Origin of the sequence: Pseudoxanthomonas suwonensis 11-1, assembly GCF_000185965.1 — a bacterium.
GTDB lineage: Bacteria > Pseudomonadota > Gammaproteobacteria > Xanthomonadales > Xanthomonadaceae > Pseudoxanthomonas > Pseudoxanthomonas suwonensis_A.
The window spans coordinates 231,895-253,932 of record NC_014924.1 but is presented as its reverse complement, the minus strand read 5'-3'; the positions used below and the strand labels follow the sequence as shown (position 1 = coordinate 253,932).

Genomic DNA, 22,038 nt, shown 5'->3' with positions numbered 1-22,038 from the left:
CGGAAGCCGGCCTTGCGCCGGCTTCCGCGTATCCGGTGGTTAAGGTAACGTGATGGCAGGATTTGGGGGGAAAGAATGGACTCCTGGTACTACGCCACTGCCGGCGGGCAGGGGCAGGGGCAGGGGCCGGTGCCGGCATCGCAGCTGCGCGAGCTCCATGCGCGGCGCGTGATCGGCCAGGACACCCTGCTGTGGCGTGACGGAATGGCGGAGTGGCAACCCCTGGCCGAGGTCGCGGCCGAGATCGGGTTGCCCGGCAGCACGCCGCCGCTTCCAGCTCCGGGACCCTACGCCGCACCCCAGGCCGCGCCCGCGGCGCCGCCGGCGTATGCCGCACCGGCGGTCCCGCCGGTGGAGACCCACCTGGTCTGGGCCATCCTCACCACCCTGTTCTGCTGCTGGCCGTTCGGCGTGGTCGCCATCGTCTACGCGTGCAAGGTGGACCGCCGCCGCGCCGAGGGCGACCTGGCCGGCGCCCTGCACGCCTCGCGCATGGCGCGGATGTGGGCGACGTGGTCGGCGCTGGTGGTGGTGATCGGTCTTGCTGCCTTCATGTTCATTGGACTTCTTGGAAACGTGTGACGCGATGAGCGACTGGTATTACGCAACCGCCGATGGCCAGCGCCACGGCCCGCTTCCCGCCGCGGGGCTGGCCGCGCTTGCGCGCTCCGGCAAGGTCGGTCCGCAGACCCTGGTCTGGCGCGAGGGCCTGGCGCAGTGGACGCCGCTGTCGGCGCACGAGGCCGAGCTGGGCCTGGTCGCCTCGCCGCCTCCGGTGCCGGGACAGGCGCGTGCGCCGATGGTGCAGCAGGCCACGCCGCCGGCGCGCCGCAACGGCTGCCTGGTCGCCCTGCTGATCGGCATCGGCGGCCTGGTCCTGGTGTCGATCATCGGCATCCTCGCCGCCATCGCCCTGCCGGCCTACAACGACTACACCATGCGGGCCAAGGTGGCCGGTGCCCTGGCCGAGGCGCGGGTCCACCAGCCGGAGGTGGTGGCCTTCATCGAGACCCACAGCCGCTGCCCCACGAACGACGACGAAGGCTTCGCCGCCGCCGAGAACTACGCCGGCGGCCAGCTGGCGTCGATCCGCTTCGGCGAGTTCGAGGAGAGCTCGCTGTGCGGCCTGGCCGCCACGATCCACGCCCCGGGCGTGGACGCGATCGACGACCAGCCGATCTGGCTCGAATACAACGCCGCAGTGGACACCTGGCTGTGTTCGTCGGCGGTGGAAGACCGTTACCTGCCCCATGAATGCCGCGGCTGACGCGGCACGCGAAGGATCACGAGCATGACCCAGTGGTATTACGCCGATCACAACCGCCAGCAGCAGGGCCCCGTTGCGGCCCCCGAGCTGGCTCGCCTGTATCGCGAAGGCCGGGTGGAAGGCACCACCCTGGTGTGGCGCGATGGTCTCCCCCAGTGGGAGATGCTCGCCGCGCACCGCGGCGAGCTCGGCCTGGAAGCGCCGCTGCCTCCGCCGGCCCCGGTGATTGCGCCGGCCCCGGTCGCAGCCGAGCCCGAGCCCGAACCGGCACCTGCGTATGTCGCGCCGGTCGAGCCGGCTGCTGCCGGGACCTTCGAGTGGCAGCCCGAGCCCCAGCCCGAACCGGCGGCTGAGCCCGTGCGCGCCTTCGAGCCCGGGCCGATCGCCCCGGCCGAACCGGAAGCCCCGGTCGCCACTGCGTACGAGCTCGAGCCGGTTGCCACCCCGGCCGCCAGCCCGGTCGAGGCGGAGCCCCTCGCCGCCGCGCCGGCGGCCAGCAGCTGGAGCGCGGCCGAACCGGCTGCCACCAGCGCCTGGACCGTCGCCGAACCGGCGGTGGAGCCGGAGCCGGCAGCCGCCTACAGCCCGTACGCCGCGCCTGCCGCCGCGGCCAGCCCGGCCGGCTACTACGCGGCCCAGGCCGCCGGCGAGGTGGTGCTGGCCGGCTTCTGGAAGCGCGTGGCCGCCTACGCGATCGACTCGATCATCGTGGGCATCTTCGGCGCCCTGATCGGCTTCGTGCTGGCCCTGTTCGCGGTCCCGCTGACCATGTCCGGCGACGCCGGCGCGGCCGCCGCGGTGGCGTTGCAGGTGGTGATCCAGATCGTCTCCATCGCCGTTACCGCCGCCTACTACGCCGGCTTCCACTCCTCGCGGGGCGGCGCCACCCTGGGCAAGATGGCGATCGGCATCAAGGTCGTCCGCACCGACGGCAGCCGCATCAGCCTGCTGCGCGGCATCGGCCGCTATTTCGCCGCCATGCTCAGCGGCCTGATCCTGTGCGTCGGCTACCTGATGGCCGCCTTCACCGAGCGCAAGCAGGGCCTGCACGACATGCTCTGCGACACCCTGGTGGTGGACAAGTGGGCCTTCACCGAACACCCGGAATGGCAGCGCCGCGAGCTGGGCACCCTGACCATCGTGATCCTGGTCCTGTTCGGCCTGCTGCTGGTCGGCGCCCTGGTCATGTTCGTGGCCATGATCGGGATGATCGCCTCCCTGGCCGGCTGACCCGTCACTTCCCGGCCGGCTTGACACGGCTGCCCGGGGCGTGATTCACCTATAAATAGGAAAACAGGCCGACGCCCGGGGGTCCCACCCCCGGGCGTCGACATCTATGGCGAACGGGTTCTTCACGCGTCCGCCCGCACGTTCCGGTCCCGGATGGACCGCCGCCCCCTTCTGGTTCACTCATGCCCAAGCACCTCCTCATCGTCGAGTCGCCCGCCAAGGCCAAGACGATCAACAAGTACCTCGGCAAGGACTTCACCGTCCTGGCCTCCTACGGGCACGTCCGCGACCTGGTGCCGAAGGAAGGCGCGGTCGATCCGGAGCGCGGCTTCGCCATGCGCTACGACCTGATCGAGAAGAACGAGAAGCACGTCGAGGCGATCGCCAAGGCCGCCCGGTCCGCCGACGACATCTGGCTGGCCACCGACCCGGACCGCGAGGGCGAGGCGATCAGCTGGCACATCGCCGAGATCCTGAAGGAGCGTGGCCTGCTCGACGGCAAGCCGCTGCGCCGGGTGGTGTTCACCGAGATCACCCCGCGGGCGATCAAGGAAGCCATGACCCAGCCGCGCACCATCGCCGGCGAGCTGGTGGACGCCCAGCAGGCGCGCCGCGCGCTGGACTACCTGGTCGGCTTCAACCTCTCCCCGGTGCTGTGGCGCAAGGTCCAGCCGGGCCTGTCGGCCGGCCGCGTGCAGTCGCCGGCGCTGCGCATGATCGTCGAGCGCGAGGAGGAGATCGAGGCGTTCAAGGCGCGCGAGTACTGGAGCATCGGCGCCGAACTGGCGCATGCGGCGCAGCCGTTCTCGGCCAAGCTGGTCAAGCTGGACGGGCAGAAGTTCGAGCAGTTCACCATCACCGACGGCGAGTCGGCCGAGGCCGCGCGCCTGCGCATCCAGCAGGCCGCAGCCGGCGCGCTGCATGTCACCGACGTCGCCAGCAAGGAGCGCAAGCGCCGCCCGGCGCCGCCGTTCACCACCTCGACCCTGCAGCAGGAGGCCTCGCGCAAACTCGGCTTCACCACCCGCAAGACCATGCAGGTGGCGCAGAAGCTGTACGAGGGCGTGACCCTGGGCGAGGAGGGCACGGTCGGCCTGATCAGCTACATGCGTACCGACTCGGTGAACCTGTCGCAGGAGGCCGTTGCCGAGATCCGCGACGTGATCGCCCGCGACTACGGCACCGCCTCGGTGCCGGACAAGCCGAACACCTACCAGACCAAGTCCAAGAACGCCCAGGAAGCGCACGAGGCGATCCGTCCGACCTCGGCGCTGCGTACGCCGGGTTCGGTCGCCCGCTTCCTCACCGACGATGAGCGCCGGCTCTACGAACTGGTGTGGAAGCGCGCCGTGGCCAGCCAGATGGTCCCGGCCACGCTCAACACCGTCTCGGTCGACCTGGCCGCCGGCAGCGACCATGTGTTCCGCGCCAGCGGCACCACCGTGGTGTTCCCCGGCTTCCTGGCCGTGTACGAGGAAGGCAAGGACACGAAGACCGCCGAGGACGAGGACGAGGGCCGCAAGCTGCCGCCGCTCAAGCCGGGCGAGCGCGTGCCGCTGGACCGCATCCACGCCGACCAGCACTTCACCCAGCCGCCGCCGCGCTTCACCGAAGCGGCCCTGGTCAAGGCACTCGAGGAATACGGCATCGGCCGTCCCTCCACCTACGCCTCGATCATCCAGACCCTGCTGTTCCGCAAGTACGCGGAGATGGAAGGCCGTGCCTTCCGTCCCACCGACGTCGGCCGCGCGGTCAGCAAGTTCCTGTCCGGCCACTTCACCCGCTACGTGGACTACGACTTCACCGCCAGGCTCGAGGACGAGCTGGACGCGGTGTCGCGCGGCGAGGAGGAGTGGGTGCCGCTGATGGAGCGGTTCTGGGCGCCGTTCAAGGAGCTGGTCGAGGACAAGAAGGAGTCGTTGGACCGCACCGACGCCGGCAGCTCGCGCTCGCTGGGCATCGACCCGAAGAGCGGCAAGGAAGTCAGCGCGCGGATCGGCCGTTTCGGCCCGATGGTGCAGATCGGCACGGTCGACGACGAGGAGAAGCCGAAGTTCGCCTCCCTGCAGCCGGGCCAGAGCATCTACTCCATCTCCCTGGAGGACGCGCTGAAGCTGTTCGACATGCCGCGCAACCTGGGCGAGAGCAACGGCCAGCAGGTCAGCGTCGGCATCGGCCGCTTCGGTCCCTTCGCCAAGCGCGGCAGCACCTACGCCTCGCTGAAGAAGGAGGACGATCCGTACAAGATCGACCTGGCGCGCGCCGTGGAGCTGATCGAGGAGAAGGAGGAGATCGCGCGCAACCGGATCATCAAGGAATTCCCGGGCAGCGACATCCAGGTGCTCAACGGGCGCTTCGGCCCGTACATCAGCGACGGCAAGCTCAACGGCAAGATCCCCAAGGACCGCGAGCCGTCGACGCTGACCCTGGAGGAAGTGCAGCAGCTGCTGGCCGAGACCGGCAAGCCGGCGCGTCGTGGCTTCGGCGCGAAGAAGGCGGTGGCCAGGAAGGCCGCGACCAAGACCGCCGCCAGCAAGGAAGCCGCGCCGAAGAAGGCCCTGGCCAAGAAGGCACCTGCGAAGAAGGCCGCGAAGAAGGCGACCAGGAAGGCCGCCGCCAAGAAGGCTCCCGCGAAGAAGGCCGCGGCACGCGCAACGGCCGACGACGCTCCGCCGTTCTGAACCTCCGCTCCCCTTGCACAGGCCCGCCTCGCGCGGGCCTGTCCATTTCCGGCCCTCCCGTCACGCTGGCGCGGACGAGCGTCTGGTAATCACGCCTGCACGGACGGATGCCTGGTAATTGCCAGGCACCAACCGTCAATCACCGATCACGACCCACGTACTACCATCCGCGCATGGAGAACACCCTGCACATCGCGTCGGCCGCGGACCTGCTGCGGCGCGGCGGCGTCATCGCCTATCCCACCGAAGCGGTCTGGGGCCTGGGCTGCGACCCGGGCAACGAGGCAGCGGTGCTGCGCCTGCTACGGATCAAGCAGCGTCCGGTGGAGAAGGGGATGATCGTGGTCGCCGCCGGGCTGGAAGCGGTGCGCCCGTGGCTGGACCTGGCCCAGCTGCCGGCCGGTCGCATGACCGAGGTCGCCGCCAGCTGGCCCGGCCCCAACACCTGGGCCATCCCGTCCACGCCACTGGCCCCGCCCTGGGTCACCGGCAGCCATCGCAGCCTGGCCGTGCGCATCAGCGCGCATCCGGTGGTGGTTGCACTGTGCGAGGCCTTCGGCGGCCCGGTGGTGTCCACCAGCGCCAACCTCGCCGGGCAGCCGCCGGCCTATTCGCGTGAAGAGCTGGATCCGGCGCTGCTGGCCGGCATCGACGGCGTCGTCGGTGGCGAAACCGGCGGTCTCGAACGCCCCACCCCGATCCGCAACGCGCTCGACGGCGCAGTGTTACGCGGGTAGCCCATGCGACCGGGCCTGACGCGCGATATCCGACCGGATGCGTTCGCCAGGGCCCTGGCCGTGCTGCTGCTGGCCACCGCCCTGCCCGAGGCGTCGGCATCCGGTCCGGTCACGATCTATCGCTGCACCGCCAGCGACGGCACGGTCAGCGTGGGCAACACGCCGTGCGCGGGCGGCCAGCGCCAGGAACAGCGGCAGATGCAGCGGCCGCAGGATCCTGCGCCCGGAACGGTGCGCGAAGTCCGGAGCACGGCTGAGCCGGCCGCACCCGCGACGGCCCCGCCGCACGAGGTACGCGTGGTCCGGGTCGAGCCGCCGCAGCCGATGTACGCCTGCACCACGCCCGACGGCGAGCGTTACCTGAGCGATGACGACCAGGGCAGCGCGCGCTGGGCCCCGCTGTGGGTGGCCGGCTACGCGCCAGCGCGTCCGCATCCGCCACAGGGCCCGCGCCCGGGACCGCGTCCGCCGCAGGCAGGCGGGCCCCGTCCCTCACCGCCGCCTGGGCCGGGTCCTGCGCCGGGCCATCGCCTGCCACACGGACCGGTGCTGGTCCCGACCGGCACCTGGGTGCAGGACGCCTGCGAGCGCCTGCCGCAGGAGGAGGTCTGCAGGCACCTGTCGGACCGCCGCTACGAGATCCTGCGCATCTACCATGGCGCCATGCCCAGCGAACGCGAAGCCCTGGACGCCGAACAGGCGGGCATCGACGCCCGCCTCGCCCGCGACTGCTCCTGACGCCATGCCTGCACGCCTCATCCTCCGCGGCGCCGGCCTGCTGCTGGCGCTGGCCACCGCCGGCGCAGCGGTGGCCCAGCCGGTCGTCCTCTACCGCTGCACCGACGCAGCCGGGCAGCTGACCGTGCAGAACCAGCCCTGCCCGGCCGGCAGCACCCAGCGCGAGCAGGTGGTCGGTGGCCTCGGCAGCACGCCTGCCGGGGCGCAGCCCGCCCCCCAGGCGCCGGCACGCGACGCCGCGCCCGCCATTGCCGGCGGCACGCCCGGCCTGCTCGACAGCAACGCCCTCGCCCGCGAGCGTGCGCAGGCCGAGGCGGCCAGCAGGCCGGCGCTGCCGCCGCCACCGGCGCTCTACCGCTGCAGCACCCGTGAAGGCGACCGTTACCTGTCCGAATCCGGCGATCCCGCGCCGCGCTGCCTGCCGCTGCGCACCGTGGGCCTGGACGGCGATCCGGCCGCCGGCGCCGGCCAGGCCTGCGAGGTGGTGCGGGACCGCTGCGAGGCCGTGGCCGCGGACGATGCCTGCAAGGCCTGGCGCGACCACGCCCGCCAGGCGCAGACCCGCTGGCGCCTGGCGCATCCGGACAACGTGGAATGGCGGCAGCGCGACTACGAGCGCATCGCCGCGATCGTCGCCGCCAGCTGCGACGACTGAGCCGGCCTCAGCCGGACAGGGCCACGCTCACGCCCACCAGCAGCAGGAACACCGCGAACACCCGCCGCAGCGCATGCCCGCTGATCGCATGGGCCAGGCGCGTGCCCAGCGGCGCGGACAGCACCGAGGCCATGGCCACGCCCAGCGCCGCCGGCAGGTAAACGTAGCCGATGGCGTGCTCGGGCAGCGCGCCCGGCGGCGCGTGCACCGCGTAACCGGTCGCCGAGGCGATGGCGATCGCCACGCCGCAGGCACTGGAGGTTCCGACCGCGCGTACCGGGCGCACGCCGCGCCAGACCAGCAACGGCACGGTCATGCTGCCGCCGCCGATGCCGACCACCGCGGAAAGCGCGCCGATGCCGCCACCGGCCGCGGTCATCGGCCACCCGCGCGGCGGCGCCACGTCGCTGCCGTCCGCCGGCGCGCGGGTGCTGCCGAATCCGATCTGCCACGCCGCCACCAGGCAGTACACCGCCACCACCCAGCGCAGCACCGTGTCGTCCAGCGCCACCGCCAGGCCACTGCCCAGCCAGCCGCCCAGCAGCAGTCCCGGAACCATCCACGCCACCGTCGGCCACAGCACGCTGCCACGCTTCGCATGCGAGCGCGCCGAGGACAGGCCGGTCAGGACGATGCTGGCCAGCGAGCTGGCAAGGGCGGCGTGCATCGCCGCTTCCTGCGGGACCCCGAACAGCGGCAGCATCCACGCCAGCGCGGCAATGATCACCAGGCCACCGCCGATGCCGAGCAGGCCGGCAAGCAGGCCGGCGGCGAGGCCAAGCAACGGGAACCCCAGGTACATCCAGATCGACACGGCGTGCTCCACGGCGGGTGCGCGGGCCGTGGCACGACGGGTCGCGAACGCGCAGCCGCCTCGTCACGGCCATTCAGGCGCGTTGCGTATATTCGAGCGCATGTTGCACTCCCCCACCATCCCCCCTTTGAACCGTCCGTCCATCCGCCTCCGCGCACCGCGCGGGCTGGCGCCGCTGCTGTTGGCGCTGGCCGCGTTCTGCACCCAGGCGCACGCCCAGTCCGTTCCCGATCCGTCCACGGATGCGGCGGTCTCCGCTGCCATTGCCGCCGCCCAGCGCGGCGAGCCGGTAGCCGCCACCGCGGCGCTGCGCGCCGATCCGCGCTGGCCGTGGATCGAGTACGCGCGCCTGGCCCGCGACCTGGACAAGGCGGATGGGGCCGAGGTCCGCGCCTTCCTGCAGCGCTACGACGGCCAGGCGGTGGCGAGCTCGCTGCGCCCGCTGTGGCTGGCCTCGCTGTCGCGGCGCAAGCAGTGGAACGACCTGCTCGCCGACTGGCGCCCGGTCGAGGACGTGGGCCTGCGCTGCGCCCGCCTCAACGCCCTGCACGAGCTGGGCCGGCACGGACCGGACTGGAACAGCCAGGCGCAGGCGATCTGGCGCAAGGGCGAGTCGCTGCCGGATGCCTGCGACCCCGTGTTCACCACGCTGTCGCAGCGTGGCGGGCTGGACACCGCGCTGCGCTGGGAGCGCTTCGACCTGGCGGTCGAGGCCGGCCAGGCCGGGGTGATGCGCGCCATCGCCCGCGGCCTGCCCGAGGCCGAGCGCAAGCTGGCCGAGGACTACGTTGGCTTCCTGCAGGCGCCCCACGGCCGAGCCCTGCAGTGGCCGCGCGACGCGCGCAGCCGCAAGGTGGCCGCGGCCGGGCTTGCCGCGCTGGCGCGCAACGATCCGGATGCGGCCGAGCGCCAGCTGGCGCAGCTGGGCCCGGCACTGCAGCTGGGCGAGGCCGAGCGCGGCAAGGTGCTGTACCAGGTCGCGCTGTGGACCGTGGCCTCCTACCTGCCGGATTCGGCACGGCGCCTGGCCGCGGTGCCGGCCTCGGCCTACGACGAGCGCCTGCACGAGTGGCGGGTACGCGAGGCCATGGCCCGCGGCGACTGGTCCGGGGCGCTGGCCGCGCTGCGGCTGATGCCTGCCAGGCAGCGCGGCGATTCGCGCTGGCAGTGGTTCGAGGCACGCATGCTGGAGAAGACCGGCAAGGCCGCCGAGGCCCGCACGCTGATGGCCCAGGCCGCGCGCAGCCCAACCTTCCACGGCTTCCTCGCCGCCGACCGCCTGGCCCAGCCCTACGCGCTGTGCCCGTGGAAGCCGGCCGAGCAACCTGGCATGCGCGCCGAGGTGGCGCGCGATCCGGCGCTGGTGCGCGCGCTGTCGCTGTACCGCATCAACCAGGCCAGCTGGGCCACGCGGGAATGGAACGAGGCCCTGGGCCGCTTCGACGACGCCCGCCGGCGCATCGCCGTCGCCCTGGCGCAGGACCATGGCTGGTTCGACCGCGCGGTGTTCTCGCTGGGGCGCATCCCGGAGGAGCAGCGCATGTACGAGCTGCGCTTCCCGCTGCACCACGATGCCGACATCCGCGCCGCCGCGAAGCGCAACGGCCTGGATCCGGCCTGGATCGCCGCCGAGATCCGCGCCGAGAGCATCTTCAACCCGAAGGCGCGCTCGCAGGCCAATGCCCGCGGCCTGATGCAGCTGCTGCCGACCACCGCCGCCGGCGTCGCCCGCCGTACCGGCCTGCCCTACGACGGCGCCGACAGCCTGTACGACTCGTCCACCAACATCGCCCTCGGCAGCGCCTACCTGCGCGAGATGGAGGACAAGTACGGCGCCACCTACCAGGCCATCGCCGCCTACAACGCCGGCCCGACCCCGACCGCGCGCTGGCTGTCGCAGCGGCCCTCGCACGATCCGGACCTGTGGATCGAGACCGTCAGCTACAAGGAAACCCGCGACTACATCGCCCGCGTCCTGGCCTTCAGCGTGATCTACGACTGGCGCCTCAACGGCAACGCCCTGCCGGTCAGCGAGCGCCTGCTCGGCCGCACCGAGGGCAAGCGCAAGGGTTTCGCCTGCCCGGATCCGGCGTCTTAGGGCCCACAGCCAGCACAGGAGCTGCGACAGGCCGCGCGCCTGCTTCATGCGCAAGCGAGGCAAGCGTGGTGCGCTGGCTTCGGACGGGGCCGCCGCCCCACAGGGGGCAGGCGCATCGCGCGGCTCCGCCGTCCCTGGCTCCAACGCGCGACCGCAGGCCATCCATGGCCTGCTTGCGCCAGACCCCTGTGGAACGACGTCCTCGACGGCGTTGAGCCCGGGGCTTCTGTGGCGGCGACAAGCGCGCAGTCCGGATAGGCCAGCCTGAATCCAGGGAAAGGCCGGACCGCCTGCTTGAGCCTCTCTCCCCACGGGAGAGGGTTGGGGAGAGGTCGGCGCGCGAGCATTGCTGAACCCCCGACCCTCGCCCGTCCCTTCCTGTAGGGAGAAGGGCATTACCGGAGCCTCGCACCCAACGCAAGCGAAGCCGTGGCAGCGCAGGGGCATGGCGCAAGCGGCACATGGACGTGCCGCGGTCGCGCGTTGGAGCAGGACGCGGAGTCGCGCGATGCGCCATGCCCCTGCGCTGCCGCGGCTCCCTCCGGAGCCCGCATACCCCGCCTTTTGCTGTTGCTCCTGCTGTTGCTGTCGCTGCTGTTGCCCTGTTCCCGCGACGTCCGGCGGAGCCAACCGCCGGAGCCCATCGCGATACGATGCGCGCATGGAAACCTACCTGGTTGGCGGCGCGGTCCGCGATGAACTGCTTGGCCTGCCGCCTGGCGACCGCGACTGGGTCGTGGTCGGCGCCACCGCGCAGCAGATGCTCGATGCCGGCTTCCGTCCGGTCGGCCGCGATTTCCCGGTGTTCCTGCACCCGGAAACCGGCGAGGAGCACGCCCTCGCCCGCACCGAGCGCAAGAGCGGCCGCGGCCACCGCGGCTTCGTGGTCGATGCCGACCCCTCGGTGACCCTGGAAGAGGACCTGCTCCGCCGCGACTTCACCATCAACGCGATCGCCCGCGGCGACGACGGCACCCTGGTCGATCCCCATGGCGGGATGGATGACATCCGCGATCGCGTCTTGCGCCATGTGGGCCCCGCCTTCACCGAGGATCCGTTGCGTGTGCTGCGCGCGGCACGGTTCATGGCCCGGTTCGCACCGCTGGGTTTCCGCGTCGCCCCGGAAACCATGGCGCTGATGCGGCAGATGGCAGAGGCCGGCGAGCTGGAGACCCTGGTTGCCGAGCGCGTGTGGCAGGAGCTGCGCAGGGCGCTGGCCTCGGCACGCCCCTCGGCCTTCCTCGCCACCCTGCGCGAGTGCGGCGCCCTGGCCGTGGTGCTGCCCGAGGTGGACGCCCTGTACGGCGTCCCGCAGCGGGCCGAGTACCACCCCGAGGTGGACACCGGCATCCACCAGCAGATGGTCAGCGACATGGCCGCCCGGCTGGCGCCCGGCGACGACCTGGTCGGCTTCGCCGCCCTCACCCACGACCTGGGCAAGGCCCTGACCCCGCCGCACGTGCTGCCGAGGCATATCGGCCACGAGGGCGCCGGGCTCAAGCCGCTGGCACGACTGTGCGAGCGCCTGCGCGTGCCTCTCGCCCACCGCAAGCTGGCCGAGGCGGTATGCCGCGAGCACCTCAACGTGCACCGCCTGGCCGAACTGCGCGACCAGACCGTGCTCGAACTGCTCGAACGCTGCGACGCCTTCCGCCAGCCCGGCCAGGTCGCACGCATAGCCCTGTGCTGCGAGGCCGACAAGCGCGGCCGCCTGGGCAGCGAGGAGGCCGAGTATCCCCAGGGACCGGAGCTGTGCCGGCTGCATGCCGCCGCGTCCGCGGTGAACGCGCGCGACCTCGCCCTGGCCGAAGGCCTCACCGGCACCGAGATCGGCAAGGCGCTGCGCCGGGCACGGGTCCAGGCGATCTCCGCGGCACGAACCCTGCGTCGACCCGCGTAGGCCTGGGGCACCAGGGATTCGCAGCGGAAGGCCGACGGCACTGGCATCCCGGTGCCAGCGGGAGGACGCTGCTGGCATACCCGTGCTACGCGGTCCACGCAGGTCCGGGAGCGATGTCGAAACCGCGCTGCTCCATCCGTCGCACTTCGAACGGGGCGACCGCCCCGGCCAACCGAGGAGAAAGCCGCAATGGCCTATGTGGATGGTTTCGTGCTTCCGGTACCGAAGGACAGGATCGACGACTACCGCGCGCTCGCGGAAGCAGCCGGCAGGATCTGGCTCGAGTACGGCGCCCTGGAATACGTCGAGTGCGTTGCCGATGACGTCAAGTCCGGCGAGGTCACCTCGTTCCCGCAGGCGGTCCAGCTCAAGCCCGACGAGGTGGTGGTGTTCGCCTGGATCCGCTACGCCTCGCGCGAGGAACGGGACCGCATCAACGCGGCGGTGATGGAGGATCCCCGCCTGGCGAACATGGATCCGGCCACCCTGCCGTTCGACGCCAGACGCATGTTCTGGGGCGGCTTCAAGCCCATCGTCCAGTACTGAGGCGGACTGTCGAATCCACACGCGCTGGCCCGTCGCCATGGCGAGGACCGCGACTATGGGAGTCGCGGTCACCCACGACCCGGGAGACGGACATGCGCGTGATGGTGATGGTCAAGGCTTCGCCCAGTTCCGAGGCCGGCGTGATGCCGGAGGCGAAGCTGCTGGAGGACATGGGCCGCTACAACGAGGAGCTGGTGAAGGCCGGGGTGATGCTTGCCGGCGAAGGCCTGCATCCCAGCGCCAAGGGCGTGCGCGTGCGCTTCTCCGGCAGCGCGCGCACGGTGACCGACGGCCCGTTCACCGAGACCCGCGAACTGGTGGCGGGCTTCTGGCTCTGGCAGGTGCGCTCGATGGAGGAAGCGATCGAATGGGTGCGGCGCTGCCCCAACCCGATGCCGGAGGACAGCGAGATCGAGATCCGCCCGGTGTTCGAGGCCGACGACTTCGGCGAGGCATTCAGTCCGGAGCTGCGGGAGCAGGAGGAGCTGCTGCGGCGCACCCTCGCCGATCGCAGCTGACGCTGGCGCCAGCTAGCCCTGCCCGCCACTGGCGAGACGGAAGCCCAGCCATACCGCGAGCAGGCCCACGAGCACGCTGCCACCGGCGTAGGCCAGGCCCAGCGCGTGGTCGCCACGCCGCAGCAGCCCCAGCGACTCCACGCCGAAGGCGGAGAAGGTGGTGAACCCGCCGAGGATGCCGGTGACCAGGAACAGGCGCAGGTGTTCCGGCGCCGGCACCCGGGTGAAGTAGCCGGCGAGCAGGCCGATGGCGAGGCAACCAAGCACGTTGACGGTGAAGGTCGGCCATGGAAAACGCAGCGTGGCCGCCGGGCCCATGGCGACCGCGACCGCGTAGCGCGCCACCGCGCCGATGAAGCCACCCAGGCCCACCCACAGGAAATTGCCCACCTTGCCTCCTCGATCCGCTCCGGAGCCGGCCTGCGTGCCGCTCCAGGAGCGGCCAATGGTAGCGCCCGTGCCCGCCGCGGTTACCCGGCCGTCAGCGTAGCCAGCCTCGCTGCGCTCCCTGCCAGCCCAGCCATGCCAGGCCAATGCCCGCCGCCAGCACCAGCGCCTGCATCACCACCGCGACCATGCCGGCGAGGGTGGCGCCATCGACCAGCAGGAACAGGGCGACGTCCTGGACCAGGATGCCCGCCAGCGACAGGAACAGCAGCGGCATCGCCCACTTCCTGCGCAGCAGCAGGCCGAGGCTGCCCAGCGTACCGGCACCCACCGCGACCGCGGTCGCGGCCACCGCCCATCCAGGACGCGCCGCGTACAACGCCTGCTGCGCCTCGGGCAGGGCCGCGATGTCCCCGGGCGTCAGCCGCAGGTCCATCCACAGGGCCAGGCAGCCGAGCAGGTTCCACAACAGCGCCGCCACCGCGACCACCTTGAACCACCTTGGCAAAGCATCCATCGTGCGTTCCCGTCATGCGGGTGGTGGCCCGCGGCGCCGAGGATACGCCGCCGACACGGACCAGGCTCAGTCGATGCGCTCGATCCCGTGCGGAAGCCCGACCCATGGATGCCTGCGCACCTCGTATACCGACACCTGCGGCGGCGGGAAACCCGGGTCGGCAAATACGCCGACCGGCACGCTCACCACGCCGGGAATCGACTCGGGCACGAACCAGACGGTGACGCCACAGTGCGGGCAGAAGTGGAAGCGGCACGAGGTGCCCTCGTCTCCAGTGCGCACGAACGCGTGGCTGGTGCCATGGGTGGCGACTGCCCCGATCGGGAACCTCGCCTGCACCGCGAACACGCTGCCGGAGCGCCGCTGGCATTCCCGGCAGTGGCAGGCCGAGACACGCAGAGGCTCGCCCTGCACGGACAGGCGCAGCTGGCCACAGCTGCATGAGGCATCACGTCGGCTCACGGCACGCTCCTGCGGAATCCCGGAGCGATCATACGCGGCCGACCGTGGCTCCCCATATCGGTTCCCGTGCCGGCCTCCACAACGGCGCCGGAACGCTGCGAGCCGCAACGCTTGCCGCGCGCCACGACCGATGGTGTCATCACGACGATGAGCCCGCACCCGCACCAGGTCGATATCGCCCGCACCATCGACGCCGTCTGGCGGATGGAATCCGCGCGCGTGATCGCCACCCTGACGCGGATCGTGCGCGATGTCGGCCTGGCCGAGGAACTGGCCCAGGACGCGCTGGTCGCCGCGCTGGAGAAGTGGCCGGTGGACGGCGTGCCCGACAACCCCGGCGCCTGGCTCACCACCACCGCGCGCAACCGCGCCATCGACCGCCTGCGCCACCTCAGGCTGCGCGAGGAGAAGCACGTGCAGGTGGCCTGGGAACTGGAGCAGCTGCAGGAGGACGTGTCCGCGCGCGAGGAGCAGCTGCTGGACGACACGGTGGGCGACGACGTGCTGCGGCTGATGTTCATCGCCTGCCACCCGGTCCTGCCGCAGGAATCGCGCGTCGCCCTGACCCTGCGCCTGCTGGGCGGTTTGGAGACCGGCGAGATCGCGCGTGCCTTCCTTGCCAACGAGACCGCGATCGCGCAGCGCATCGTGCGTGCCAAGCGCACCCTGGCCGAGGCGAAGGTGCCGTTCGAGATCCCGCGCCGCGAGGAGTTGCCGGAGCGGCTGTCCGCGGTACTGGGCGTGGTCTACCTGGTGTTCAACGAAGGCTATGCCGCCAGCAGCGGCGACGACTGGATGCGTCCGGCCCTGTGCGAGGAAGCCTTGCGCCTGGGCCGGGTGCTGGCAGGGCTGATGCCCGACGAGCCGGAAGTGCATGGCCTGGTCGCGCTGATGGAGATCCAGGCCTCGCGCCTGCACGCGCGCAGCGGACCGGATGGCGAGCCGGTGCTGCTGATGGAGCAGGACCGCTCGCGCTGGGACCGGCTGCTGATCGGTCGTGGCCTGGATGCGCTGGAACAGGTGCGGCGGCTGGGCGGCGAGTCCGGCTTCTACGCGCTGCAGGCCGCCATCGCCGCCTGCCACGCGCGTGCCGTGGTGCCGGAGGACACCGACTGGGCGCGCATCGTCGGCCTGTACGACGCGCTGGCGCGTTTGACCGGTTCGCCGGTGGTGGAGCTCAACCGCGCGGTGGCGGTATCGATGGCGCAAGGTCCCGCGGCCGCCCTGCCACTGGTGGATGCGCTGCTGGACGAACCGAAGCTGGCCAGCTACCACTTGCTGCCCAGCGTGCGTGGCGACCTGCTGTTCCGCCTCGGCCGCCTGGAAGAGGCCCGCGCGGAATTCGAGCGTGCCGCGACGATGACCGGCAATGCGCGCGAGCGCGGGCTGCTGCTGGCGCGCGCCGGGCGTTGCCCTATCTAGCCTCGCAACTCAGATCTTCAGGTACCAGCCGCGCCTGTCCATCCAGAGCACCAGCGCCCACCAGCAGGCGACGAAGGCCAGCGCGAACGCCAGCGATGGCAGGTACGGGCCGAGACGCGGCGTCATCCATCCGGCGAAAGCACCGCGGTAGACCGGCTCCCACCAGTCGAGGCCGGCCAGCGCGTAGACCATCAATGTCGACCCCGCGTAGGCGGCGATCGCATTGACCCCAAACGCGCGGCCCAGCGCCGGCCAGCCGCGCAGGTCCACCAGCACATGCGCCACGGCCAGCGCCAGCAGCACCCAGCCGCCGCTCCACAGCACGTAGGACGGCGTCCACAGGTTCTTGTTCCAGGGCATCCATGGCGTGCAGGCCAGGCCCAGCAGCAGCGCCAGCACCGCGGCACCTGCCAGCCGTCGCAACTGGTCATGGCGTAGCCAGTCGCCGGCACGCAGGCCGAGGAGGGTCGTTGCCAGCGCGCCGAGTGTGCTGGGCAGGCCTTCCGGATCGTGGCCGCGACCGGCTGCGTCGTGCTGGTACAGCCAAGGGCCAAGCAGCGCGTCGTCGATGCGGCTGGCGATGTTGGCGTAGGGCTCCAGCGTCCCGCCGGCCTGCAGCAGCATCCACCAGCCCGCCAGCAACCCGGCGAGCAGCAGCCACTGCGCACGTGGACGCAGGTACAACGCCGCCGCGCCGGCACCAAGGAAGCACAGTCCGATCCGCTGCAGCACGCCCCAGGGTCGGTAATGCGGCTGGTCCAGCCACCACCAGGCCAGCAGGTGCAGCAGCAGGCCCACGGCCAGGATGCGCAGTGGACGCACCGCAACCGTGCGCATCAGCCCGGCACGGTCGGCGCCGGCCTCGATGCGCGGCACCACGCCCAGCGCGATGGAGACGCCGACGATGGCCAGGAAGAACGGGAACACCAGGTCGGCCGGCGTGCAGCCATGCCAGTCCGCGTGCAGCAGCGGCGCATACACGTGGCCCCAGTCGCCAGGGTTGTTGACCAGCAGCATCGCCGCCACGGTCAGGCCGCGCAGGGCGTCGACCGAGGCCAGGCGACGGAAGCGCGCATCGGCCATGGCGCTCACCGCGAAGCCGTTGCGCGGCGACCCGCCGGCACTCAGGAGTCCGAAGCCGCGCCGGCGACCCAGGTCGCCTGCACCTGCAGCGCCTCGTCCAGCAGCACCAGGTCGGCCTGCCAGCCCGGCGCGATCCGGCCCAGGCGCGAATCCACGCCAAGGAAACGCGCCGGATAGGTGGAGGCCATGCGTGCCGCCTCCTCCAGCGGCAGGCCCAGCAGCCGCACCGTGTTGCGCACCGCGGTCGCCATGTCCAGGGCAGAGCCTGCGAGCGCGCCGGCGGCATTGCGCACCACCCCGTCCACCGCGGTGATGGTCTCGCCGTAAAGCTCGAACGAGGGATCGTCGGAGCCGACCATCGGCATCGCATCGGTGACCAGGAACAGGGTGCCGCGCGGCTTGGCCGCCAGCGCCACCCGCAGACTGGCCGGATGCACGTGCACGCCGTCGACGATGATCCCGCAGTACGCCTCGCGGCTTTCCAGCGCGGCACCGACCGCACCGGGCTCGCGTCCCTGCAGCGGCGACATGGCGTTGTAGAGGTGGGTGAAGCCGCGCACGCCGGCTTCCAGGCCGGCACGGATCTGCTCGTAGGTGCCGGCGGTGTGTCCGGCGCAGACGATGGCGCCTCGCGTGACCATCGCCCGGATCGTGTCGGCCGGCACCTGCTCGGGCGCAAGCGTGACCAGGGTGACGCCGTTGTCGAGCGAGGTGGCCATCGCCACTTCCGCCGCATCCGGCACGCGGAAGCGCGCCGCATCGTGCGTGCCCTTGCGCGCTGGCGCCAGATAGGGGCCTTCCAGGTGCACGCCCAGCACACCGGGCACGCCGGCGGCGATCGCCTCCCGGGTGCCGGCGATGGCGCGCTCCATCACCTCGGCGGTGTCGCTGATCAGGGTCGGCAGGAAGCTGGTCGTCCCGTAACGGCGGTGCGCTCGGCCGATGGTGTCGATCGCTCCGGGGCTGGTGTCGTTGTTGAACAGCACCCCGCCGCCGCCGTTGACCTGCACGTCGATGAAGCCGGGCAGCAGCCAGCCGCCGCCGAGGTCCCGCACCTTGCCGGCCTCGATCCGCGCCTGGCCCTCGGGCACCAGCGCCTGGATGCGGCCGCTACCATCCAGCAGCACCGCCACGTCGTCATGGAAGCCGTCGTCCAGCAGGACGCGGCCGTTCACCAGGGCCTGGCTGGCCATCACACCGTCTCCGTGACCTTGTTGAGATGCGGCGGCAGGTCCGGGTTGTGCCCGCGCCGCAATGCCAGCGCGTTGGCCGCGCGATAGAAGCTCTGCACCACCAGCAGCGGCGCCAGCGCCGGATCCGGCGCGGCCGCCAGCGGCAACACCGTGCCGGCGCCCCCCTGCGGCGCATCGGCCGACGCCAGCCAGACCTGGGCGCCGCGCCCGTGGAACTGCGCGGCCGCGGCCTCGGCGTCGGCGCCGGTGGCGTCGGGCTGGGCGAAGGCCAGCACCGGGAAGCCCGGGCCGACCAGGGCCATCGGACCGTGCCGCACCTCGGCCGAGCTGTAGGCTTCGGCATGCAGGCCGCAGGTTTCCTTGAACTTGAGCGCCGCCTCCTGGGCGGCGGCCAGGCCCAGGCCGCGGCCGAGCACGAACAGGTTGCGTGCATCGGCCAGGCCGTCGACCAGCGGCGACCAGTCCTGCGTCCAGGCGTTGGCCATCGCGTCCGGCAACGCGTCGAGCGCGCGCAGCAACACCGCGTTCCCGCTCCAGTGCGCCACCAGCTGGGCGATGGCCGAAAGCGAGGCCAGGTAGCTCTTGGTCGCCGCCACGCTGCGCTCCGGCCCGGCACCCAGCGGCAGCACCGCGTCGGCGAGCTCGGCCAGCGGAGAATCCTCGACGTTGACCAGCGCCACCACGCGTGCGCCGGCGGCCCGGGCGGCCTCGGCATTGCGCAGCAGGTCGGGGCTGCGCCCGGACTGCGAGATCGCCAGGAACAGCGCACCGCGCAGCCGCAGCGGCGCTGCATAGACCGAGCCCACCGAAGGTGACAGCGAGGCGGTCACCACGCCCAGCCGGGTCTCGACCAGGTACTTGGCGTAGGTGGCGGCGTGGTCGGAGCTGCCGCGCGCGCAGGTGGCCACGAACGGCGGCGGCGCGGCGCGCAGTTCCGCGGCCAGCGCGGCGACGGCGTCATGGTTGCGGCGCAGCTGCGCGGCAACCACCTCGGCCGCCTGCGCGGCCTCGCTGAACATAAGGGTCTGGTCTTGCGCGGGCAGGGCCATGGTCATGCTTCGTCGGAGGAAGGCGAAGGCGCGCGCGGCCGTTGCAGCGGCGCCGGACCGGTGGAGCCGCGCACCACCAGCTGCGGCACGAAACCGCGGTTGGTCAGGCCCAGCGGATGCTCCTCGTAGGCGTCCTGGCGCAGGCTGCCGATCAGTAGCCGCGCCGCATGCCGGGCGATGTCCCCGGTGGCCTGCTTGGCGGTGGTCAGCGCCGGCCACGACTGGCGCGAGAAGGGGCTGTCCTCGAACCCGGCGATCGACAGGTCGTAGGGCACGTTGAGGCCCACCGACTTGGCCGCGGCAAGCACGCCGGCGGCGATCTCGTCGTTGGAGCCGAAGATCGCCGTGGGCGGCTCGCGCAGCGCCAGCAGGCGGCGGGCGCCGCGGAAGCCATCGTCGAAGGTGTAGTCGCCGGGGATCACCAGGTGCTTGTCCAGGGTGATGCCGTAGTCCTGCAGCGCGGCCTCGTAACCGGCGTAGCGCTCGCCCGAGGAGCGGTGCTGTGGCCCGCCCCAGAGGAAGCCGATCCGCTGGTGCCCGAGCTGGACCAGGTGTTCGGTTATCTCGTACGCGGCGTCGCGGTCGTCGATGTAGACGCAGGGACCGTCGCCCGGGTCCTCGGTGGCGGCAATGATCCGCACGACGCGGATGCCACGTGCCACCAGGGCCCCCACCAAGTCGGCGCGCTCGGACATCGGCGCGGTCAGTACCAGCCCGGCCAGGCGCGAGCGCTGCACCAGCTCCGCCAGTTCCTCGGCAAGCAGCGGCGAGGTCGAATCGCAGGGATGGATCTGCAGGCCGAAGCCGGTCTCCCTGCAGGCCGCCAGCACGCCGTTCTGCACGGCGATGATGTGGTACGGGTTGGGGTTGTCGTACACCAGCCCGATCACGAACGGGGTCCCACTGCGCAGGTTGCGTGCGGTGGCGTCCGGCTCGTAGTCCAGTTCGGCGATGGCGGCCAGCACCCGCGCGCGCGTGGCCTGCATCACCGAAGGCTCGTTGTTGATGACACGGGACACGGTCTTGAGCGACACCTTCGCCCGCTCGGCGACGTCCTTGATGGTGGGCCTGCGCATGCCTTCTGGGTTTGCTCTGGAAGCGGCGTCCATGATGCGCGATCAGTGTCCGGCGCGGAGCCCGGCGCGGTGGCCGCGCAGGGCGTAATACAGGATGTAGAGGTAGCAGGGCACGCTGAGGCCGGCGAACACCCACTGGAAGTCGAAGTGCTGCTTGAGCACCGCGAACGCCTGCGGGAGGACGGCGCCGCCGGCGATGCCCATGATCAGCAGCGCCGAACCGGTCTCGGTGAAGCGGCCCAGGCCGCGGATCGCCAGCGGGAAGATCGCCGGCCACATCATCGCGTTGGCGAAGCCGAGGGCGGCCACGAAACCGACCGAGACGTAGCCGTGGGTCGCCAGCGCCCCGACCGAAAGCAGCACGCCGAGCACCGCCGACACGCTCAGCCAGCGCTCCTGGGTGAACACCCGCGGGATCAGCACCAGGCCGGCCAGGTAGCCAACCAGCATTGCCGCCAGGGTGAAGGAGGTGAAGAACTTGGTCTGGTCCAGCGGCAGGTGGAACGCGTGGCCGTAGGTGCCGATCGCGTCGCCGGCCAGCACCTCCACGCCGACATAGGCGAACAGGCAGGCCACGCCCAGCCACAGGTGCGGGAAGGCGAAGATGCTCCTGGGGCCATCGCTGCCCGCGCGCACCGGCGTGGCATTGGCCTGGTCGCTGCGCAGCTCCGGCAGCGGCGAGAACAGCACCGCGACAGCGACCAGCAGCAGCACTCCAGCCATCGCCAGGTACGGGAGGTGGATGCGTACCGCGAAGCTCTCCAGCAGGCGCGCGCGCAGCGCCGGATCGGCGGCCTCGACCTGCGCGGCCAGGTCGCCGATGCCGTGCAGCACCAGCGATCCCAGCAGCACCGGCGCGAGGATGCCGGCGACCTTGTTGCAGATCCCCATCAGCGCGATGCGCCGGGCGGCGGTGTCGATCGGGCCGAGGATCGAGATGTAGGGGTTGACCGCGGTCTGCAGCAGCGCGAGCCCTCCACCGATCACGAACAGCCCGCCCAGCGCGCCGCCGAACCAGCGGCGGGTGGCGAACTCGCCGAACAGTGCCGCGCCCGCCGCCATCACCGCAAGGCTCAACGCCAGGCCCTTCTTCAGCCCGGTGCGGCGCAGGATCCACGAGGCCGGCAGGGCCAGGAAGAAGTACGACAGGTAGAACACCATCAGCACCAGGAACGCGGCGATCTCGCTCACGTCGAAGGCCAGCTTGACGAAGGTGATCAGTGGCCCGTTGATCCAGGTGAAGAAGCCGATGATGAAGAACAGGCCGCCCACGATCGCGATCGAGGTGGCATGGCTGGCGCTTGCTGGTGCGGCGGTGGTCGCGGACATCGAAAACCTCCCCGGTCTGGATGCCGTTCCCGCGCAGGCCAGGCCATGCCATGGCCCGGCTGGTGGGAACAACGTTGTCACATTCTTTCCGCGGATGTTGGCCACATGTCAACCGCGGCGCGTCCCGGCCGGCGCAGTCCCGGTGCTGCCGCGCAGCATCCATCGGGTGCCAGGAATGCCGGGCTTTTAGCTGAATACGAAGTAATTCCGCGGGGCAGTCGCTGTTCCGGGGGCGGCCCTGGATGAACGCTCCCGGCCGATCCCGGGCAACTGTTGACATCGTTGTCACGATGCTCCAAGACTGCGGCCGTCCGATGGGCGCCCTGACCGTCGCCC

At 71.6% G+C, this 22,038-nt stretch carries 21 protein-coding genes and 1 pseudogene; 13 read left to right on the top strand and 9 right to left on the bottom strand.

Features of this window, described 5'->3' with window-relative positions:
• Positions 1-75 precede the first annotated feature (75 nt).
• The 8 genes and pseudogenes from PSESU_RS16575 to PSESU_RS16360 form a co-directional block, all read left to right on the top strand.
• A pseudogene (locus PSESU_RS16575) lies at positions 76-225 on the top strand (DUF4339 domain-containing protein); the annotation flags it as partial.
• Between the two features lie 126 nt (positions 226-351).
• Positions 352-582 carry a CD225/dispanin family protein gene (locus tag PSESU_RS16570; RefSeq protein WP_049782395.1) on the top strand — a complete coding sequence of 77 codons (231 nt, stop codon included), beginning with the start codon at positions 352-354 and terminating at the stop codon, positions 580-582.
• 4 nt (positions 583-586) lie between these two features.
• A complete protein-coding gene (locus tag PSESU_RS01130) occupies positions 587-1,267 on the top strand; it encodes a GYF domain-containing protein (RefSeq protein ID WP_013533919.1) in 681 nt (226 codons plus the stop codon).
• Positions 1,268-1,291: 24 nt separating this feature from the next.
• Positions 1,292-2,497 carry an RDD family protein gene (locus PSESU_RS15585; protein ID WP_013533918.1) on the top strand — a complete coding sequence of 402 codons (1,206 nt, stop codon included), beginning with the start codon at positions 1,292-1,294 and terminating at the stop codon, positions 2,495-2,497.
• A gap of 182 nt (positions 2,498-2,679) precedes the next feature.
• Positions 2,680-5,178, top strand: a complete 2,499-nt coding sequence (locus tag PSESU_RS01120) for a DNA topoisomerase I (protein WP_013533917.1) — start codon at positions 2,680-2,682, stop codon at positions 5,176-5,178.
• Positions 5,179-5,351: 173 nt separating this feature from the next.
• On the top strand, positions 5,352-5,915 hold the full coding sequence (locus tag PSESU_RS01115; RefSeq protein ID WP_013533916.1) for a Sua5/YciO/YrdC/YwlC family protein: 564 nt from the start codon (positions 5,352-5,354) through the stop codon (positions 5,913-5,915).
• Between the two features lie 3 nt (positions 5,916-5,918).
• Positions 5,919-6,653, top strand: a complete 735-nt coding sequence (locus PSESU_RS16365; RefSeq protein ID WP_013533915.1) for a hypothetical protein — start codon at positions 5,919-5,921, stop codon at positions 6,651-6,653.
• Between the two features lie 4 nt (positions 6,654-6,657).
• A complete protein-coding gene (locus tag PSESU_RS16360; RefSeq protein ID WP_013533914.1) occupies positions 6,658-7,308 on the top strand; it encodes a DUF4124 domain-containing protein in 651 nt (216 codons plus the stop codon).
• 7 nt (positions 7,309-7,315) lie between these two features.
• Here PSESU_RS16360 and PSESU_RS01100 read toward each other — a convergent pair whose 3' ends face one another.
• Positions 7,316-8,122 carry a sulfite exporter TauE/SafE family protein gene (locus PSESU_RS01100; protein WP_233275245.1) on the bottom strand — a complete coding sequence of 269 codons (807 nt, stop codon included), beginning with the start codon at positions 8,120-8,122 and terminating at the stop codon, positions 7,316-7,318.
• A 100-nt stretch (positions 8,123-8,222) separates the two neighbouring features.
• On the opposite strand from PSESU_RS01100, the gene PSESU_RS01095 reads away from it, so the two are divergent.
• From PSESU_RS01095 to PSESU_RS01080, 4 genes are all read left to right on the top strand, one after another.
• Positions 8,223-10,220, top strand: coding sequence for a lytic transglycosylase domain-containing protein (locus PSESU_RS01095; protein ID WP_013533912.1), 1,998 nt, complete (start codon positions 8,223-8,225; stop codon positions 10,218-10,220).
• A gap of 661 nt (positions 10,221-10,881) precedes the next feature.
• On the top strand, positions 10,882-12,120 hold the full coding sequence (locus tag PSESU_RS01090) for a multifunctional CCA addition/repair protein (RefSeq protein WP_013533911.1): 1,239 nt from the start codon (positions 10,882-10,884) through the stop codon (positions 12,118-12,120).
• A 189-nt stretch (positions 12,121-12,309) separates the two neighbouring features.
• The gene (locus tag PSESU_RS01085; RefSeq protein ID WP_013533910.1) at positions 12,310-12,666 is read left to right on the top strand and encodes a DUF1428 domain-containing protein; all 357 of its coding nucleotides are present in this window, start codon (positions 12,310-12,312) and stop codon (positions 12,664-12,666) included.
• Between the two features lie 92 nt (positions 12,667-12,758).
• Positions 12,759-13,184, top strand: coding sequence for a YciI family protein (locus PSESU_RS01080; protein WP_013533909.1), 426 nt, complete (start codon positions 12,759-12,761; stop codon positions 13,182-13,184).
• Between the two features lie 12 nt (positions 13,185-13,196).
• Here the strand turns inward: PSESU_RS01080 and crcB are convergent, their stop codons facing one another.
• The 3 genes from crcB to PSESU_RS01065 form a co-directional block, all read right to left on the bottom strand.
• Positions 13,197-13,574, bottom strand: a complete 378-nt coding sequence (gene crcB / locus PSESU_RS01075) for a fluoride efflux transporter CrcB (RefSeq protein WP_013533908.1) — start codon at positions 13,572-13,574, stop codon at positions 13,197-13,199.
• Positions 13,575-13,665: 91 nt separating this feature from the next.
• Positions 13,666-14,088 (bottom strand): hypothetical protein, encoded by a 423-nt coding sequence (locus PSESU_RS01070; RefSeq protein WP_013533907.1) that lies wholly within the window; start codon positions 14,086-14,088, stop codon positions 13,666-13,668.
• 66 nt (positions 14,089-14,154) lie between these two features.
• Positions 14,155-14,550: a GFA family protein gene (locus PSESU_RS01065; RefSeq protein WP_013533906.1), complete on the bottom strand. Its 396-nt coding sequence runs from the start codon at positions 14,548-14,550 to the stop codon at positions 14,155-14,157.
• Between the two features lie 147 nt (positions 14,551-14,697).
• Between PSESU_RS01065 and PSESU_RS01060 the strand changes: the two genes are divergently transcribed.
• The gene (locus PSESU_RS01060) at positions 14,698-15,972 is read left to right on the top strand and encodes an RNA polymerase sigma factor (RefSeq protein WP_013533905.1); all 1,275 of its coding nucleotides are present in this window, start codon (positions 14,698-14,700) and stop codon (positions 15,970-15,972) included.
• 9 nt (positions 15,973-15,981) lie between these two features.
• On the opposite strand, the gene PSESU_RS01055 is transcribed toward PSESU_RS01060, so the two are convergent.
• From PSESU_RS01055 to PSESU_RS01035, 5 genes are read right to left on the bottom strand one after another with little or no spacing between them, the layout of a single operon-like run.
• On the bottom strand, positions 15,982-17,055 hold the full coding sequence (locus tag PSESU_RS01055; protein ID WP_013533904.1) for an acyltransferase family protein: 1,074 nt from the start codon (positions 17,053-17,055) through the stop codon (positions 15,982-15,984).
• Between the two features lie 41 nt (positions 17,056-17,096).
• A complete protein-coding gene (gene nagA / locus PSESU_RS01050; RefSeq protein WP_013533903.1) occupies positions 17,097-18,248 on the bottom strand; it encodes an N-acetylglucosamine-6-phosphate deacetylase in 1,152 nt (383 codons plus the stop codon).
• Entirely contained in the window at positions 18,248-19,297 is a 1,050-nt protein-coding gene (locus tag PSESU_RS01045) for an SIS domain-containing protein (protein ID WP_041763720.1), read from the bottom strand. The genes nagA and PSESU_RS01045 overlap by 1 nt, the downstream gene beginning before the upstream one ends.
• 2 nt (positions 19,298-19,299) lie before the next feature.
• Positions 19,300-20,373 (bottom strand): LacI family DNA-binding transcriptional regulator, encoded by a 1,074-nt coding sequence (locus PSESU_RS01040; protein WP_013533901.1) that lies wholly within the window; start codon positions 20,371-20,373, stop codon positions 19,300-19,302.
• A 42-nt stretch (positions 20,374-20,415) separates the two neighbouring features.
• On the bottom strand, positions 20,416-21,702 hold the full coding sequence (locus PSESU_RS01035; RefSeq protein ID WP_013533900.1) for a sugar MFS transporter: 1,287 nt from the start codon (positions 21,700-21,702) through the stop codon (positions 20,416-20,418).
• Positions 21,703-22,038 lie beyond the last annotated feature (336 nt).

Excerpts from the sequence above, each read along its gene's own strand:
- PSESU_RS01130 (WP_013533919.1), top strand. The coding sequence starts at position 587 with ATGAGCGACTGGTATTACGCAACCGCCGATGGCCAGCGCCACGGCCCG.
- nagA (WP_013533903.1), bottom strand. The coding sequence starts at position 18,248 with ATGGCCAGCCAGGCCCTGGTGAACGGCCGCGTCCTGCTGGACGACGGC.
- PSESU_RS01120 (WP_013533917.1), top strand. The coding sequence starts at position 2,680 with ATGCCCAAGCACCTCCTCATCGTCGAGTCGCCCGCCAAGGCCAAGACG.
- PSESU_RS01080 (WP_013533909.1), top strand. The coding sequence starts at position 12,759 with ATGCGCGTGATGGTGATGGTCAAGGCTTCGCCCAGTTCCGAGGCCGGC.
- PSESU_RS01095 (WP_013533912.1), top strand. The coding sequence starts at position 8,223 with ATGTTGCACTCCCCCACCATCCCCCCTTTGAACCGTCCGTCCATCCGC.
- PSESU_RS01045 (WP_041763720.1), bottom strand. The coding sequence starts at position 19,297 with ATGGCCCTGCCCGCGCAAGACCAGACCCTTATGTTCAGCGAGGCCGCG.
- PSESU_RS15585 (WP_013533918.1), top strand. The coding sequence starts at position 1,292 with ATGACCCAGTGGTATTACGCCGATCACAACCGCCAGCAGCAGGGCCCC.
- PSESU_RS01090 (WP_013533911.1), top strand. The coding sequence starts at position 10,882 with ATGGAAACCTACCTGGTTGGCGGCGCGGTCCGCGATGAACTGCTTGGC.
- PSESU_RS01040 (WP_013533901.1), bottom strand. The coding sequence starts at position 20,373 with ATGCGCAGGCCCACCATCAAGGACGTCGCCGAGCGGGCGAAGGTGTCG.
- PSESU_RS01035 (WP_013533900.1), bottom strand. The coding sequence starts at position 21,702 with ATGTCCGCGACCACCGCCGCACCAGCAAGCGCCAGCCATGCCACCTCG.
- PSESU_RS01055 (WP_013533904.1), bottom strand. The coding sequence starts at position 17,055 with ATGGCCGATGCGCGCTTCCGTCGCCTGGCCTCGGTCGACGCCCTGCGC.
- PSESU_RS01085 (WP_013533910.1), top strand. The coding sequence starts at position 12,310 with ATGGCCTATGTGGATGGTTTCGTGCTTCCGGTACCGAAGGACAGGATC.
- PSESU_RS16365 (WP_013533915.1), top strand. The coding sequence starts at position 5,919 with ATGCGACCGGGCCTGACGCGCGATATCCGACCGGATGCGTTCGCCAGG.
- PSESU_RS16360 (WP_013533914.1), top strand. The coding sequence starts at position 6,658 with ATGCCTGCACGCCTCATCCTCCGCGGCGCCGGCCTGCTGCTGGCGCTG.
- PSESU_RS01115 (WP_013533916.1), top strand. The coding sequence starts at position 5,352 with ATGGAGAACACCCTGCACATCGCGTCGGCCGCGGACCTGCTGCGGCGC.
- PSESU_RS01070 (WP_013533907.1), bottom strand. The coding sequence starts at position 14,088 with ATGGATGCTTTGCCAAGGTGGTTCAAGGTGGTCGCGGTGGCGGCGCTG.
- PSESU_RS01060 (WP_013533905.1), top strand. The coding sequence starts at position 14,698 with ATGAGCCCGCACCCGCACCAGGTCGATATCGCCCGCACCATCGACGCC.